Source organism: Nonlabens tegetincola, assembly GCF_002954355.1.
GTDB classification, from domain to species: domain Bacteria; phylum Bacteroidota; class Bacteroidia; order Flavobacteriales; family Flavobacteriaceae; genus Nonlabens; species Nonlabens tegetincola.
This window is the reverse complement of record NZ_MQVV01000016.1, coordinates 346,665-361,905: the sequence shown is the minus strand read 5'-3', so window position 1 is coordinate 361,905 and position 15,241 is coordinate 346,665. Positions and strand designations below refer to the sequence as shown.

The window sequence follows — 15,241 nt, the reverse complement described above, 5'->3', positions numbered from 1 at the left end:
AGCGCTGTCATAGTATTATTCAAGGTAGCTTTAAAATCTTAAGATTTTACGGCTTTATGTTAGTTGAATACTCTCGCTTTCGCGAAAGCAAACCCCATATTATCTCTGTTTTTATTCTATTTAGATTCATTTTATATTGATAATCTATTAATGATAACGAATATTAATTGACTATTTGGTAAATTTTATCTTATCAAATAGTTGATTTAATGGAAATATTTCACTGTTTTTTGATTGTCGTTGATTATTTTCAATTATGAAGTCTGTTTTGTAAATTCGCAACACCTAAAAAACGGATAAAAAAACACACATATGGCTTTTGATATTGACATGATAAAAAAGGTGTATGCAAACATGCCAGAACGAGTAGATAAAGCTCGTGAATTGACTGGTAAACCGCTTACACTTGCTGAAAAGATTTTATACTCACATCTGTGGGATGGAAACCCTGAAAAGGTTTTTACACGTGGTAAAGATTATGTAGACTTTGCTCCGGACCGTATTGCTTGTCAAGATGCAACAGCCCAAATGGCTTTACTTCAATTTATGCAAGCTGGTAAGGATAAAGTAGCTGTTCCTACAACAGTGCACTGTGATCACCTTATTCAAGCTAAAGTAGGTGCCGATACGGATCTACAAAATGCACTTAATACAAGTAATGAAGTATTTAACTTCCTTGAAAGTGTATCAAACAAATATGGTATTGGATTCTGGAAACCAGGAGCAGGAATTATTCACCAAGTAGTACTTGAAAATTATGCCTTTCCAGGTGGAATGATGATTGGTACCGATTCACACACTGTAAACGCAGGTGGATTAGGAATGGTAGCAATAGGTGTAGGTGGTGCCGATGCAGTAGATGTAATGGCAGGTATGGCCTGGGAACTTAAATTTCCTAAGTTAATCGGAGTAAGGTTAACTGGTAAATTATCAGGTTGGACTGCACCAAAAGATGTAATCTTAAAAGTTGCTGAAATTCTTACCGTAAAAGGAGGAACAGGAGCTATAGTAGAATATTTTGGACCTGGCGCAAAGAACTTATCTTGTACAGGTAAAGGTACTATTTGTAACATGGGTGCAGAAATAGGTGCAACTACTTCAACCTTTGGATACGATGAATCAATGGAACGCTATTTAAGAGCGACAGATCGTGCAGATATTGCTGATGCTGCAAATGAGGTGAAAGAATATCTTACAGGAGATGATGAAGTATATGCAAATCCAGAACAGTACTTTGACCAAGTAATTGATATCGACTTAGATAAATTAATGCCACACTTAAATGGTCCTTTTACTCCAGATCTTGCTACTGAAGTTGGTACAATGAAGCCAAAAGCTGAAGAAAATGGATGGCCTTTAAAGGTGGAATGGGGTCTTATAGGATCTTGTACAAACTCTTCATATGAAGACCTTTCTCGAGCAAGCAGTGTTGCTCAACAAGCACTTGATAAAGGACTTAAAACTAAAGCAGAGTTTGGTATTAATCCAGGATCTGAACAAGTTCGTTTTACTGCAGAGCGTGATGGAATTTTAAAGGTTTTTGAAGATTTAGATGCAAAAATCTTTACGAATGCTTGTGGACCATGTATTGGTCAATGGGCTCGTTATGAGGATCCAAAAAATGCACCTAAAAACTCAATCGTTCACTCGTTCAATAGAAACTTTGCCAAGCGTGCTGACGGTAATCCAAACACACACGCTTTTGTAGCTTCACCAGAAATGACTGCTGCAATAGCAATTGCTGGTAGACTAGACTTTAATCCAATTACTGATAAACTTATCAATGAAGATGGAGAAGAGGTGATGCTAGATGAACCTACAGGATGGGAATTACCACCTAAAGGATTTGAAGTAGAAGACGATGGTTACCTAGCACCAGTTGAAGATGGTAGCGGAGTAGAAGTAGTAGTTGCAGACGATTCTGATAGATTACAATTATTGACTCCTTTTGTGCCATTAGGAACTGAAATTAAAGGTGCAAAACTGTTAATCAAAGCATTTGGAAAATGTACTACAGATCACATTTCTATGGCTGGTCCATGGTTACGTTACAGAGGACATTTAGATAACATTGCAAATAATACTTTGATTGGAGCGGTTAATGCTTTTAATAAGCAAACCAACTTAGTGAAAAATCAACTTACTGGAGAATACGATGCTGTACCAAAAGTTCAAAGAGCTTATAAAGCTGACGGTATCAAGTCTGTAGTGATAGGTGATCATAATTATGGAGAAGGTTCATCAAGAGAACACGCAGCTATGCAGCCTAGACACTTAGGTGTAGCAGCGGTAATAGTTAAATCGTTTGCTCGTATCCATGAAACAAACCTTAAAAAACAAGGAATGTTAGGTCTAACGTTTGCAAATGAAGCAGACTACGACTTGATCCAAGAAGATGATACTTTTAACTTCTTAGATTTAGATCAATTTGCACCAGACACGCCGCTTACTTTAGAAGTTGTACATGCTGATGGGTCAAAGGATCAAATCAAATTAAACCACACTTATAACAAGGCTCAAATTGAGTGGTTCCATAAAGGAAGTGCCTTAAATAAGATTAAAGAAGAAAACGCAGCTTAATTAAGTTGTTATCTTAAATTTAAAATCCTCTTCTTACTGAAGAGGATTTTTTTTTATTAGAATTAGGATAAATTTTTGTCTTTAAACAACTGTCTAAGTGTACCTTACATAAAAAATATAATTGTGTTTAAATTCTTGGGTGTATTTTTAAAAATTATTGCAACAATTGGAGTAGTCGCTATTATTGCTCTAGCTATTGCCATTGAAGTATATGCAATATCTGATATTTATCACGCTCTTATTAATATCGCCAGCGGTTACTCTGAAGAAGATACCATTATACAAGATTGCTTAAAGTCTCTAGACCTTGTATTATTAGGTGTTATCTTTTTTACTGTTGCCATGGGACTATTCGAATTATACGTTGCCAAAATCAAAAACTTACCATCGTGGCTCGTTATTGAAACATTAGACGATCTTAAATCGTTACTCATTAAAATGGTAATTTTTGTAATGGCTATTTCGTTTACGGGTAAAGTTGTTACATATTCCGAAGGTATTGAAATACTTTATCTAGGCGCGGGATTCTCATTAGTTACCTTAGCTCTTACCTATTTTATAAATAATAAATAAACCTGATGTTTTACCTAGACAGGTTTCGTATTTTGCTAGCTTTATCTATTGATTTCAATGTCTAAACAAATTACTACTCTTACTTTTTTTAAATACCCTAAATTAAAGGACAAGATATGGGCATTTTGGATGATGCAATTTGCGCATAGCGCATTGCGCCGACAAAGCGGATTACAGTCATACAAATTATTAGGAAGTGGTAAAGAAGGTTTTAGTCCATGGCCAGATTGGAGTGTTTACGGATTATTACAAGTATGGGATTCGCATAAAGAAGCCCAAGAATTTTTTGATTCTTCTAGTCTTTATAAGAAATATCTTAATCACAGCGAGCAGCAATTGACCTTTTACATGAAAAATATTAAAGCATATGGTCAATGGTCAAAGAAAAACCCTTTTGAACAGCATTCAGATATGGATACCAATAATCCCTACCTTACAGTAATAACAAGAGCTACTATTAAACCGCACATGCTTAAAAAGTTTTGGGATTATGTACCTATTTCTCAAAAAGGTTTAAAAGAAAATCCTAGTTTATTATTTACCGCAGGAGTAGGAGAACGCCCTTTTACTCATATGGCAACGTTTAGTCTGTGGGACGATGCAAGGGCTTTAAAAAAGTTTGCTTACAGAGGTAATAACCATAAACAAGCCATACAGCAAACTCAAGCATTACAGTGGTATAAAGAAGAAATGTTCTCTAGATTTCAACCGTATTTGATTACAGGAAGTTGGCAGGGCTTCACGATTCCAGAACTACTATCGTTTAAAGAGACTTAAAAAAGTTCTTTACAAAGGGCCATGAAGTAAGTGACTTCATAATTCCTAATTCAGCAAGAAGGTTGCTTTCTTCATCTAGAAAAGCCATGATATTTTGTACACTGTTGCGCTGGTACATTTTACTAAATATCTCAGGACCAGAAGCTTCATTCTCGTGTAAAACGCGCAGTAGAGTTTCGTCAAAAACTTCGTACTTTTTATTAGTCATTTTATAGAAAAGAGGTCTGTTTTCTAGATAATTTTTTACCAATTGTCGGGCAAGTCGTTCGCTATTTTTAAAACTATAACCAGTACTTGCCTTTACCCAGCCACCAGCAGTTCCTATTGTAACTACATCCTTATTTTTAAAGGGTTTAAAATCATGACTTGTCATAGGAATAATCCCTTTTTCTACCTTGGTTATCTTATAATCACTGATTTTTAAAAAGTCTGTAATATAGGTTTCAAGGTACTGATCATAAACATCGTCTTGCACCAGATTTTTAGCAAAGTAGGTATACTCCACTAGCGCCTTTCTTTTAGAAAACGGAAGTACATAAACAAAGCTAGTTGTTCCTGGATCAACCAGTTGATAATCCATTTTAGTAAATTCCTTTGAGTCAAAATAATCTTCTGGCGTTTCAATGAACCATCCTTTAAAGTGTTGCAACAGTGTAATCCCAGTTGATGGAATGTCCTCTAATGGTCTACTATCTAGAACTAAATCTGCGGTTAATGAGCCGTTATTGTATGATACGGTTAGTTCTTTGGAATTATGTGTTTGCTCTAAGTGTGTTACTTCACTCCCGATGTAATGGTATTTGGAATTTTGATGTAATTGCGCTTTCGCGAAAGCGGAAAACTTCACATTCTCTATTGATTTATATAGGTAAGGATTCATGGTAAGGGATAATTCCTCATCTCCTGTGTGAAATCTACATTTTTTCCAACTGGCAATGATTAAGTCGTCATACTTACCAGGACCTTTTTCCCAAAAGCTCCATGTTTTTTCTTGAGTTAAAGACCCGTATGGATCAAGTATAGCCACTTTTAAATGTGGCGCATTCTCGAGCAATTGTAGTACTACATGACTACCTGCACACCCCATTCCTATAATGGCTATATCGTAATGATTATCCATAACACAATTGCAAAAATGAGTTGAACGCTATATAAATGCAGAGATATTTTTAAATCTCCTTTAAGTTTGAAGAATTGTAATACATATTGCAATGCAGCAGCGATTAAAAACCAGCATATATAATTGAACCAGCCTGCACCATTATTAAAATGCCAAAATCCAGCCACATCACAAATTTGCTCTAGAAAGAAATCCAGAACCACCATGAGAAAAGCACCTGCAAGCGGAATCAATAAACGTTGAGTTATGTATTTTCTACTTATTTCATAAGTGATGAATGATAATAGTGCCCAGTTACTTCCAATAAGGTAGGGTATACCATCTAATTTCCAGCCCATGTTAACACCATAGTGATAATCTCCAAACAAATATCCTGTGTGTACACCTATCCATTCAACACTCATTCCTGTGATAAAACAGAGGCCAAAAAGCAATGCCTTCTTTACCGAATTCACTGGGAAAAACCAAACGCACAAGATGGCCAGATAAACTAGAGTAAAGGGTGATTTTGGAAAGAAAAAATTCTGATTACCCATCGCTATACCTATAAGCGCACTTATATGTATTACCCATAGCATGATGATAGTAACAGTTTTAGGCATTTGTATTTGGGATTAAATCTGCAGTAATTTTTGCACTTAATAAACATAATGGTATTCCTCCACCTGGATGAACCGATCCTCCTACATGGTACAAATTCCCAATCGTTTTATTAAAGTTAGGATGTCTAAGGAAAGCAGCAAATTTATTATTGCTAGCTGCTCCATATAAAGCACCTCGATAACTACTCGTATTTTTTTCGATACCTTGTGGTGTAAGAACATATTCGACATCAATCAGCTCTTCAACATCGATGTTAAGGCATCTTTTGATTTTTGATAGTATGTTTTTTTTAGCCTTTATTACAAGGTTTTCCCAGTTTTGCCCATAATCACCAGGTGTATTAATCATCACAAACCAATTTTCACATCCTTTAGGGGCATCTTGAGGTGATTGTTTACTTGTTATGTTTATATATACTGTAGGATCCTCGTATAAGGATTTATTATTAAAAATAGCCTCAAATTCTGCTTTGTAATTTTCACTAAATAAAATGTTGTGAAGATCCAATTGAGGAAAGGATTTTTTAATTCCCCAGTAAAATATAAGAGCGCTACTACTGCGTTCTTGCTTTAATGTTTTTTCGGGAGCTTTAATGTCCTGTAATAATTGACGGTAAGTAGGAAATACGTCCATGTTACACAATACGATATCAGCATCGTGAGTACCTTTTTCGGTGGTGACTCCAGTGACTTTATTATTGCTGTGATTGATCTTTTTTACGCTTTCGCGAAAGCGAAATTCAACACCTACTTTTTGTGCTAGTTCAAATAGAGACTGCGAGATACGATGCATACCACCTTGAGGATAATAAGTTCCTAATCCTAATTCTAAATAGGGAATCATAGACATGATTCCAGGTGTGAGATAGGGCGATGAACCATTGTAGGTCGCGTATCTATTGAATAGTTGGTTAAGTTTTGGGTTGGAAAACTTCTTGTTTTCCTGATCTAATGTGTTATTAATTCCAAGGAAAGGGATTTTTAAAATAGCTTTAAGTGTTTGCTTACTGAAGTAGGTATTTGACTTGTGTAGTGATTTTTCTAAAAATAAACTTTTTGTGCTTTCATACTTCATCTTACTATTTTGAAGGTACTTAGATAAAGTATTTTGTTTTTCGTCAAAAATTTCAGCAGCTTTTACAGCAAAGTTTTCAAGATCAGCAGGAGCTTCAAAACTTGTTCCATCTTCCCAAAAGTAATGACAGGCAGTTTTCTTTTTGATGTAATTAAAATCTACCTCTACATTAGGAAACAATTGATGTAATTCGTCAATTAAATGAGGTAAAGTAAAAAGTGATGGTCCTAAGTCAAAACGGTAGCCACCTAGTTCAATAGCGTGTAATTTCCCGCCAGCGTAGCCGTTTTTTTCAAATACACTTACTTGATATCCTTTTTTCTTAAGTCGCAAGGCAGCAGCTAGGCCGGCAATTCCAGACCCTATAATGATAGCCTTTTTCATTATTTGAAATACTTGAATGGCACTACTAGCATTCCAAAATTTTCACCATCTTTTTTTCCTAGATGTTTGTGATGAATTTTGTGAGCTCTACGTAAACCTTTAGCATATTTATTGTTTGCTTTTCTCAGCCATTTGAAGCGTTGATGTATGAATATGTCATGAACAATGAAATAGGCGATACCGTAGGCTAGAATTCCAGCACTTATAGGTAGTGCCCACCATAAGTCATATTCACTATGTGCTACTTTTAAAGCAATACTTACAGCTGCATAAAAAACAAAGAAGAAATCGTTTTTTTCAAACCAGCTGTTATGTTTTTTATGATGGTGATCCTCATGTAAATACCATAAAAATCCATGCATCACGTACTTGTGCATCCACCAAGCATTGAATTCCATAACACCGAATGTGGTCAAGAAAATGACAATCCAGAGTACTATTTCCATATAATTAAATCAAGTTCAGGCGACAACTTACATAACCTTTGGCTAATAAACCAATTTTTTCATAATTAGGAACGCGTATTCTTGTGTTTCTTATTTCTCTAGAAGGAGTACGTTCTAATCTTGTAAGAAGTCTACGATAATAAACATAAGCAGTGTAAACTCCTAATTTTGCCTCTACTGGTAGTCGTTGAATTCCTCTTAACCCTGCATCAAAGTCTTCTTTAATCTCGGTTATCAATCTTGCTTTATCTTCTTCTGATAAATCGTGTAGGTTGGTATTTGGAAAATAGCTACGTTCTAGTGTATCTAAATCTGCTTTTAGATCCCTTAAGAAATTTACCTTTTGAAAGGCACTTCCCAGTCTCATAGCATCTTGTTTTAGGTCTTCATATTTGTCTTCATCACCTTTTACAAATACTTTTAAAGACATAAGTCCTACTACATCGGCACTGCCATATATGTAGTTGCGATATTCTTCATCAGTTAGATACACTGATTTATCAAGATCAAGGCGCATACTGTTTAAAAAAGCACCATACATATCTGGAGTAATATTGTATTTATTTACGGTTTCTTGAAAAGAATTTAAAATAGGATTAAGGCTTATTTTATCTTCTATAGCTCGTTTAACGTCTTCTTCAAAACGGTCTAATAATGTTCTTTTGTCATAATCATGGAATGTATCCACTATTTCATCAGCAAATCTTACAAATCCATAAATGTTATGAATATCTTGCCTTATGGAAGGACCTAACATTTTACTTGCTAGGGAAAATGACGTACTGTAGCGATGCGTTACAGCCTTACTACATTCTCTTGAAACTTGATCGAATAAACTTTTCATTTTATAGCGAGTATTTTTTAACCAACTGAGCGGTTAATTTTCCTGAAATTAATGATGGTGGTACTCCAGGTCCAGGAACCGTGAGCTGACCTGTAAAAAATAAGTCTTTAACTTTTTTGCTTCTTAAGTTAGGTCTTAAGAAAGCTGTTTGTAATAGTGTATTTGCCATCCCATAGGCGTTTCCTTTATAACTATTGTATTGTTCTTTAAAGTCATTGACACAAAACGACTCCTTAAATATAATGCTGTTTTTGACATTTTGATTTGTTCTCTTTTCAAATCGATCCATGATTATGTCAAAGTATTGTTCACGTAAAGCAGGAGTGTCCTCTAAATTTGGAGCTAGTGGAATTAAGAAAAAACCATTTTCGCAACCATCAGGCGCTGTACTTTCATCAGTAACCGAGGTAAAGTTTGCGTAAAATAAAGGTTCTTCTGGCCATTGTGGTTGCTCATATATCTCGTTGGCATGTTTAGTGAAATCTGTATCAAAAAACAGATTGTGATGCTCAATATTTTTTAATTTTTTATCAAATCCAACATAAAATATCAGTGAGCTAGGGGCAAATGTTTTTTTATCCCAATATGATTCACTGTACTGTCTATATTGAGGCTCTAATAAGGTTTCTGAATGATGATAATCTGCTCCTGAAACGATAGTATCAAACAAATGTTTTTGATCATTAACCATGAGACCGTAGGCATGATTATTTTCATTAACAAGGATCTTCTGTACTGGAGCATTGGTTTTTATTACAACACCCAATTCTTCTGCAAGCTTTTTCATGGCTAGTATTACTTCATACATACCACCTTTAGGATGCCAAGTACCCAGACCAAAATCGGCATGATTCATAAAGTTATAAAAGCTTGGAGTATTACTTGGTGTCGCTCCTAAGAATAACACAGGAAACTCCAATATTGAGATTAACTTAGGGTTTTTGAATTTTTTACGTACATCCTTTGATACATTACCTACAAAAGCGCCTAGCTTCTTTACTGTTTGTGGAGTTACTAATTCTAGTGGTGATTCTCCTGGACGATAAACAAGATTTTTAATGGCGATATCGTAGTTTTCACTAGCCTTATCCATAAATTCTTGAAGAGGTTGTGAACTGCCTGGCTCAATATCTTCAAAAGTGGATTTAATTTCATCTAGATTGTCAGCAATGTTTATTTTGTCATTTTCAAAATAAACAGTGTAGCCTGGATTCAATTTATCCAATTGATAATAATCAGATGGCTTTTTATCAAAGTCTGCAAAGAATCGCTCAAAGATATCTGGCATCCAGTACCAAGAAGGACCGATATCAAAAGTAAAACCATCTTTTTCTAATCTTCTTGCTCTACCACCAACTGTTTCATTCTTTTCGTAAATGGTTACCATATTACCTTCCTTTGCAAGGTAACAGGCGGCTGAAAGTGATGAGAAACCAGAACCTATAATTGCTATCTTTTTATTCATTAGTTATAAGTTCAGGAATTTGTTCTAATAAGTTTGTAATACCAGGAAATACGATTTGATTTTTACTTAAATCGCTTGGCTTGATCTTTTGAGCTAGATGACCTAAAATCCATAATTTAATGTCGTCACCTTTAGCTACTTTTCGATCAAATTGCCTCAAAAAAGTAGGTAGTTGTTTTTCAGTAGGTTGTACCGTTATGTATGTAATATATGTAGGTGTTATTCCTCCTTTTTTAAAGAAAGGTAGAGAATCTAGCATCATACTAGCACCTAGATATACTGTGTTGCAGCCTCTGCGTAACAGTTCATAATTTAGAAATAACAAGCCTAAATCATGCATTTCATTTTCTGGTAAGAATAAAACAAAAACATGATCTGTTGCCTCAAAATGTTTGTATTGGTATTTTTCCAGATTTACCAGCACTTTTTGTTTAATTAAATGGCTTATAAAGTGCTCATGAGCAAGATTAATTGTTTTAGATTGCCACAAATATCCTAGTTCTTCAAGAAATGGAACAAACAAATTATAGAATACTCCTGTAAATCCGACTTCATCCAAAACACTCGTGTAAATACGCTGGAACATTTCTTGATCAAAATTTACCATAGCCAATTTTAGCTCCTGAATAGCATGATCATTTCTATTGTTACGTTCTGCGTATTTTCTAACCTGTGCCTCAATTTCTTCACCGCTCAAGCTGGCAATAGTAGAAATTTTAATACCAGCGTTTCTTAGGTAACTTACGTTAAGAATTTTTTGCAACATACTTAAATCGTAGGTCCTGATATTCGTATCAGTTCTATCTGGTTCTAATAAGTTATACCTCTTTTCCCAGATTCTTATAGTATGTGATTTAATACCGCTTAGGTTTTCTAAATCCTTAATGCTGAACTTGCTCTTGATCAAAACAAAATTTGTTTAATTATAACGATGGTAAAGTTAAACAAAAATAAAGTACTTCAAACAGTACTTTGTAATTTGTTTAACCTTTTATTCTATAATCAACATGAAAAATTAAAAATGGGTCAAAAAAAAATCCTTATCGTATTTGATAAGGACTTTAAGTACCCGGGATGGGACTTGAACCCACACGCAACTAGTGCACACGGCCCTCAACCGTGCCTGTCTACCAATTTCAGCACCCGGGTAGAAAAAAAGCCCTATGAAAATAGAGCTTTTGTTTTTGAAAAATCTGTGACTTGGCTGGGGTTCGAACCCAGGACCCTCACATTAAAAGTGTGATGCTCTACCAGCTGAGCTACCAAGTCATTGCGCGTTTGCGGGTGCAAATATACTACCTATTATTGATTTACAAACAACTTTTTGAATTAATTTTGAAACAAATTTGAATCCCTTTAATAATCAAGGTTTTGAGAATGAAAAAAATTTTTCTTTTAGGATACATGGGTAGCGGTAAAAGTACGATTGCCCAAAAATTAAGTCAATTAACAGGAATGGATCAAATAGATCTAGATGACTATATAGAAAAGATGGAGCAAAAAAGTATCAATTCAATATTCCAAGAAAAAGGAGCTATTCATTTTAGGAAAATCGAACGCACGTATTTAACCGATTTAGCTGAATCTAGTACATATCAAATTATTTCTTTAGGTGGAGGTACTCCTTGTTATTACAACAATATGGAATACCTCAATCAATTAGGACATATTACTATCTATTTACAAGCTAGTATTCCTAGTTTGACTAGTCGATTATACGAGGAAATGAATAAACGACCGTTATTGTCCTCTATATCCGATAAAAATGAACTTATGGAGTTCATTGGAAAACATCTATTTGAACGCAGGCAGTATTATTCTAAAGCCCAGCATCAAATTAATACCGATAATAAGACAATCGACGATATTTCTCGAGAGATTGTTGCTCTATTATTTTAGTAAGACTTTACTGTCATTGGAATCAAAGAAAACTTCAACGTGTTCCTTTAAATTTGTAGATAATGAAATTCCTTTAAAATCAGCTTTTACAGGGTATCTTTTATGATTACGATCCACAAGTACAGCAGTTTTCATTTTTTTGATGGGAGTGTCTAAGAAATGTTTTACACTATATATTAAGGTGGATCCACTATTTAGAACATCATCACATAAGACCACAACTTTATCTTTATATAAGTTTGAATCTAGAGAAGTAGAAATAGGAGAAAGAGGATTTTTCTTATCAATTTTCACTTCACATATAGTTACTGTTCCTTGTAGTATAGAATCTAATTGAGCTTTCAAAAGCGAGGCAAATTGGAAGCCTTGCCCTTTAATTCCTGCAAGTATTATTTCATGCTCTTCATAAAATACTTCTGCGACTTGAAAAGCGATTCGGCGAATTTTATGTTGAACTTGATCGTGTGTTAAAATTGTATTCATTTCTTTTTAAATTGTATAAACACTTCTTTGTTTTTTCTGTCTGGTACAGAGTTGTAACAAGGTTCTAATGTCTCTATTTTAAATAGTGGTTCAAATAATTTACGATATTCTTCCATTGTTCCGCCAAAAGGAGGTTCACTTCGATTCTTATCTATAGTAAATAAAACACCTGCAAGTATTCCATTGCTGTTGAGTAAATCACTCATTTTAATAGGGTAGCTTTCGCGAAAGCGTAATTCCAATGCGCATAAAAACGTTTGTTCGATAATTAAATCATAGTTTCCCTGATGATTAAAGAAATTTTCTTTAATGAGTTTAAGGTTATGAGACTTTGGGAGTCTACTTTCTAAATTTAAAAGAGGTTCACTGGCTATATCAATAACGGTAATATCGCTAAATCCTATTTTATGTAGGTACTCGGCCTCGTATGAATTCCCTGCACCAGGTATTAGAATCTTTACATTTTTATTAATGATTCCATCAACATATTCTTTTATTGGAGTTGAAATTTGACCCAAATCCCATTTTGCGGTGTTATTCAGGTATCTATCATTCCAGTATCGTTGATCTAATTCCATGTTACTCCTCTTCTTGATTAAGTAGATCAGTTAAATCACGTCTGTCTTTTTTTGTAGGTCTTCCTTCTCCTTTACGGCGGTAGTAATCTTGGCTAAGGTTAACTAAATCGCGAGCTTCAAAATTTTCCTTTGGTGTACGATCTACTCTATAAAGATCAACTAATTTGTTACCTACCCGATTAGCCGGTAGATCTATAACTTCTACTTTATATTCAATTTGATCTTTACGCAAGGTGATTAAATCTCCAGGATAGACATCTCTAGACGGTTTTACAGCTACATCATTCACTTTTATACGACCCTTTTTTGCGGCATCAGTTGCTTTGCTACGTGTTTTAAAGTATCGTACAGACCACAAAAATTTATCTACTCGCATAAGATGTCTTATTATCACTCGTTAACACAACAAAAATAGCGAGAAATGCTATCTTTGACCACTAATAAAAAAAGTATGATGAAAAAACTTTTAAGACTAGGCTTATTAGCTGGTTTTGTACTTGCGGTTTTTGCATGTAATAATGACGACGATGATGCAGGTATTCAAATACGAGATAGAGACGAAGTAGATCTAGAAGATCAAGCGGCGCTTTTAGATTATCTACAAACCCATTATTATAATGAAGATGATTTTGTAGCTAGCCCTACCAATGACGTTGACATTATTTTGAGAGAAATCGACGATCCTTCTTCTCAAATACCACTTATTAATCAGGTCGAAACTCGTACTATAGAACGAGAAGGAGTTAATTATACTTATTACTTACTTAAATTAAGAGAAGGTAATCCTAGTGATCCACAAATAACTTATGCAGATAGCGCTTTAGTGAGTTATGAAGGTAGACTATTGGATAATACTTTATTTGATGCAGCTCAAAACCCAATTTGGTTTGATTTACCTAGATCTATTGAAGGTTTTGCTAGAGCAGCACAAGAATTTAAGGGTTCTCAATCGGTAACGGCAAATCCCGATGGTACTATTACCTTTGACGGTAGTGGTATAGGTGCAGTTTTTATGCCTAGTGGTATTGCCTATTTTAATAGTTCTCCTACTGGAATTCCTGCATATTCACCTTTACTTTTTACTTTCAAAGTTCATGCTGTTAAAATCAATGATCATGATAATGATGGAATTTTATCTAGATATGAGGATCCTAATAATGATGAACTGATCACGACTACTAATGATGATACGGACAGTGACCGTATTGCAAACTTTGAGGATCGTGATGACGATGGGGATGGAGTAGGTACCATCTTTGAAAATGCAGACCCTAACGGTGATGGGAATCCTGATGATGCAGAAGATTTAGACGGTGATGGAATACCAGGCTACCTTGATGCAGACGAAGTAAATATTGATTTAGACGGTGATGGAATTCAAAATAGGTTTGAAAACCCAGATCCTGATGGTAACTTTTTACCTGGAGATGCAGTAGATACTGATGGTGATGGTGTTCCTGATTATTTAGATCCAGACGATGATGGTGATGGGATTCCAACTAGTCAAGAAAATGCAGATCCTGATGGTAATACAAACCCAGATGATGCACGAGATAGTGACGGTGACGGAATACCAGATTATCTAGATGCGGACTCATAAATAGAATAAAAAAATCTACCAACAAGTAGATTTTTTTTTGAGTTGAGTTTGTAAAAAACACAAGTTTCAAAATTTTTCTTTTCTATTTAATCAAATTAAATAGGACAAGATGACTCATAGTTTTACTCACGAATTTTAAACTAGTAGTCATGAAAAATTTAGTCATCATTATAATCTTAATTACCTCTAATCATTCTTTGGTTAAAGCCCAGACTAACCAAAATCCGAATTCCTTGCCAATAGAAACTCCATTTTTGAAGGTTGGAGTAGGAGCATATATTCCATCGTCAGAATTAGGGCAATTTATTGAAGTGTCGCCTTCTTTTGAATTATCTCTTCAGTTTCCAAACTCAAGAAAACATCGTAGCATAGAGGCTGTATTACAATTAGTAGTGCCGCAGCAAAACGACTATTTTCTTTTACAAGGTGAACAAAGAAATGAGGAAATAGAAGCAACAACTATATTAAATGCTTCACTAAGATTAAATAAGACGTTATTAAGCTATCCGTCTTCTGCATTGGATTTAGGATTTGGAATGGGGATGGCTTCAATCTTTATAGACCCTGTTACTAATAGCGCTGCACAAGAGCTGGATTACAGCAGTATAAACTCCTTTTTAGCACTCAGTTCTTTAAGTTATAACTTTGAATTTAAAGATTTGAGTGTATTGTTTATATCCATAGATTTACAATATACACCCTTTAAAATGGAACGTGGAATAACAAAAAATTTGACATCTTGGACTTTGATTCCTAAAGTTGCATATAGGTTTTAAAAAGAAAAACTGTATCTAAAAGTAAATACTATTAGATAC

At 34.6% G+C, this 15,241-nt stretch carries 16 protein-coding genes and 2 tRNA genes; 6 read left to right on the top strand and 12 right to left on the bottom strand.

The window, feature by feature from the left end; all coding sequences use genetic code 11:
* Window positions 1–312 precede the first annotated feature (312 nt).
* The 3 genes from BST93_RS11125 to BST93_RS11115 all read left to right on the top strand — a co-directional run bounded on the left by BST93_RS11125 (window position 313) and on the right by BST93_RS11115 (window position 3,930).
* Window positions 313–2,580 carry an aconitate hydratase gene (locus BST93_RS11125; RefSeq protein ID WP_105019218.1) on the top strand — a complete coding sequence of 756 codons (2,268 nt, stop codon included), beginning with the start codon at window positions 313–315 and terminating at the stop codon, window positions 2,578–2,580.
* A 123-nt stretch (window positions 2,581–2,703) separates the two neighbouring features.
* Complete coding sequence (locus BST93_RS11120) at window positions 2,704–3,153, top strand: YqhA family protein (protein ID WP_052510381.1); 450 nt, start codon at window positions 2,704–2,706, stop codon at window positions 3,151–3,153.
* Window positions 3,154–3,210: 57 nt separating this feature from the next.
* Window positions 3,211–3,930 carry a DUF3291 domain-containing protein gene (locus BST93_RS11115; protein ID WP_105019216.1) on the top strand — a complete coding sequence of 240 codons (720 nt, stop codon included), beginning with the start codon at window positions 3,211–3,213 and terminating at the stop codon, window positions 3,928–3,930.
* Here the strand turns inward: BST93_RS11115 and BST93_RS11110 are convergent.
* The 9 genes from BST93_RS11110 to BST93_RS11070 all read right to left on the bottom strand — a co-directional run bounded on the left by BST93_RS11110 (window position 3,917) and on the right by BST93_RS11070 (window position 11,135).
* Entirely contained in the window at window positions 3,917–5,050 is a 1,134-nt protein-coding gene (locus tag BST93_RS11110; RefSeq protein ID WP_105019215.1) for a lycopene cyclase family protein, read from the bottom strand. The two genes, BST93_RS11115 and BST93_RS11110, sit on opposite strands and share 14 nt — an antisense overlap.
* Window positions 5,029–5,652 (bottom strand): carotenoid biosynthesis protein, encoded by a 624-nt coding sequence (locus tag BST93_RS11105; RefSeq protein ID WP_105019214.1) that lies wholly within the window; start codon window positions 5,650–5,652, stop codon window positions 5,029–5,031. Before BST93_RS11105 ends, BST93_RS11110 begins: the two co-directional genes overlap by 22 nt.
* Window positions 5,645–7,111 carry a 1-hydroxycarotenoid 3,4-desaturase CrtD gene (crtD, locus tag BST93_RS11100; RefSeq protein WP_105019213.1) on the bottom strand — a complete coding sequence of 489 codons (1,467 nt, stop codon included), beginning with the start codon at window positions 7,109–7,111 and terminating at the stop codon, window positions 5,645–5,647. The genes BST93_RS11105 and crtD overlap by 8 nt, the downstream gene beginning before the upstream one ends.
* Window positions 7,111–7,557: a sterol desaturase family protein gene (locus BST93_RS11095; protein WP_105019212.1), complete on the bottom strand. Its 447-nt coding sequence runs from the start codon at window positions 7,555–7,557 to the stop codon at window positions 7,111–7,113. Before BST93_RS11095 ends, crtD begins: the two co-directional genes overlap by 1 nt.
* A 4-nt stretch (window positions 7,558–7,561) precedes the next feature.
* On the bottom strand, window positions 7,562–8,401 hold the full coding sequence (locus BST93_RS11090) for a phytoene/squalene synthase family protein (RefSeq protein WP_060524690.1): 840 nt from the start codon (window positions 8,399–8,401) through the stop codon (window positions 7,562–7,564).
* A gap of 1 nt (window position 8,402) precedes the next feature.
* A complete protein-coding gene (gene crtID / locus BST93_RS11085; RefSeq protein ID WP_105019211.1) occupies window positions 8,403–9,866 on the bottom strand; it encodes a bifunctional phytoene desaturase/3,4-desaturase in 1,464 nt (487 codons plus the stop codon).
* Complete coding sequence (locus BST93_RS11080; RefSeq protein WP_105019210.1) at window positions 9,859–10,773, bottom strand: MerR family transcriptional regulator; 915 nt, start codon at window positions 10,771–10,773, stop codon at window positions 9,859–9,861. The genes crtID and BST93_RS11080 overlap by 8 nt, the downstream gene beginning before the upstream one ends.
* A 159-nt stretch (window positions 10,774–10,932) precedes the next feature.
* Window positions 10,933–11,015: transfer RNA gene (locus BST93_RS11075), tRNA-Leu, on the bottom strand.
* A 47-nt stretch (window positions 11,016–11,062) separates the two neighbouring features.
* Window positions 11,063–11,135: transfer RNA gene (locus BST93_RS11070), tRNA-Lys, on the bottom strand.
* Between the two features lie 108 nt (window positions 11,136–11,243).
* Here BST93_RS11070 and BST93_RS11065 point away from each other — a divergent pair.
* Entirely contained in the window at window positions 11,244–11,765 is a 522-nt protein-coding gene (locus BST93_RS11065; protein ID WP_105019209.1) for a shikimate kinase, read from the top strand.
* On the opposite strand, the gene BST93_RS11060 is transcribed toward BST93_RS11065, so the two are convergent.
* From BST93_RS11060 to BST93_RS11050, 3 genes are read right to left on the bottom strand one after another with little or no spacing between them, the layout of a single operon-like run.
* Window positions 11,757–12,248, bottom strand: a complete 492-nt coding sequence (locus BST93_RS11060; protein ID WP_042279412.1) for a phosphoribosyltransferase family protein — start codon at window positions 12,246–12,248, stop codon at window positions 11,757–11,759. The genes BST93_RS11065 and BST93_RS11060 overlap by 9 nt on opposite strands.
* Entirely contained in the window at window positions 12,245–12,826 is a 582-nt protein-coding gene (locus tag BST93_RS11055; protein ID WP_105019208.1) for a class I SAM-dependent methyltransferase, read from the bottom strand. The genes BST93_RS11060 and BST93_RS11055 overlap by 4 nt, the downstream gene beginning before the upstream one ends.
* 1 nt (window position 12,827) lies before the next feature.
* Entirely contained in the window at window positions 12,828–13,202 is a 375-nt protein-coding gene (locus BST93_RS11050; RefSeq protein WP_105019207.1) for an RNA-binding S4 domain-containing protein, read from the bottom strand.
* A gap of 75 nt (window positions 13,203–13,277) precedes the next feature.
* Between BST93_RS11050 and BST93_RS11045 the strand changes: the two genes are divergently transcribed.
* Both BST93_RS11045 and BST93_RS11040 read left to right on the top strand, forming a co-directional pair.
* Window positions 13,278–14,426 (top strand): FKBP-type peptidyl-prolyl cis-trans isomerase, encoded by a 1,149-nt coding sequence (locus tag BST93_RS11045; RefSeq protein WP_258150528.1) that lies wholly within the window; start codon window positions 13,278–13,280, stop codon window positions 14,424–14,426.
* A gap of 149 nt (window positions 14,427–14,575) precedes the next feature.
* Complete coding sequence (locus tag BST93_RS11040; RefSeq protein ID WP_105019205.1) at window positions 14,576–15,202, top strand: hypothetical protein; 627 nt, start codon at window positions 14,576–14,578, stop codon at window positions 15,200–15,202.
* Window positions 15,203–15,241: the final 39 nt, after the last annotated feature.

What these genes read in the sequence shown, in the direction of transcription:
- BST93_RS11125 (WP_105019218.1), top strand. Translation starts at nt 313, where the DNA reads ATGGCTTTTGATATTGACATGATAAAAAAGGTGTATGCAAACATGCCA.
- BST93_RS11115 (WP_105019216.1), top strand. Translation starts at nt 3,211, where the DNA reads ATGTCTAAACAAATTACTACTCTTACTTTTTTTAAATACCCTAAATTA.
- BST93_RS11110 (WP_105019215.1), bottom strand. Translation starts at nt 5,050, where the DNA reads ATGGATAATCATTACGATATAGCCATTATAGGAATGGGGTGTGCAGGT.
- BST93_RS11105 (WP_105019214.1), bottom strand. Translation starts at nt 5,652, where the DNA reads ATGCCTAAAACTGTTACTATCATCATGCTATGGGTAATACATATAAGT.
- crtD (WP_105019213.1), bottom strand. Translation starts at nt 7,111, where the DNA reads ATGAAAAAGGCTATCATTATAGGGTCTGGAATTGCCGGCCTAGCTGCT.
- BST93_RS11095 (WP_105019212.1), bottom strand. Translation starts at nt 7,557, where the DNA reads ATGGAAATAGTACTCTGGATTGTCATTTTCTTGACCACATTCGGTGTT.
- BST93_RS11090 (WP_060524690.1), bottom strand. Translation starts at nt 8,401, where the DNA reads ATGAAAAGTTTATTCGATCAAGTTTCAAGAGAATGTAGTAAGGCTGTA.
- crtID (WP_105019211.1), bottom strand. Translation starts at nt 9,866, where the DNA reads ATGAATAAAAAGATAGCAATTATAGGTTCTGGTTTCTCATCACTTTCA.
- BST93_RS11065 (WP_105019209.1), top strand. Translation starts at nt 11,244, where the DNA reads ATGAAAAAAATTTTTCTTTTAGGATACATGGGTAGCGGTAAAAGTACG.
- BST93_RS11060 (WP_042279412.1), bottom strand. Translation starts at nt 12,248, where the DNA reads ATGAATACAATTTTAACACACGATCAAGTTCAACATAAAATTCGCCGA.
- BST93_RS11055 (WP_105019208.1), bottom strand. Translation starts at nt 12,826, where the DNA reads ATGGAATTAGATCAACGATACTGGAATGATAGATACCTGAATAACACC.
- BST93_RS11050 (WP_105019207.1), bottom strand. Translation starts at nt 13,202, where the DNA reads ATGCGAGTAGATAAATTTTTGTGGTCTGTACGATACTTTAAAACACGT.
- BST93_RS11045 (WP_258150528.1), top strand. Translation starts at nt 13,278, where the DNA reads ATGATGAAAAAACTTTTAAGACTAGGCTTATTAGCTGGTTTTGTACTT.
- BST93_RS11040 (WP_105019205.1), top strand. Translation starts at nt 14,576, where the DNA reads ATGAAAAATTTAGTCATCATTATAATCTTAATTACCTCTAATCATTCT.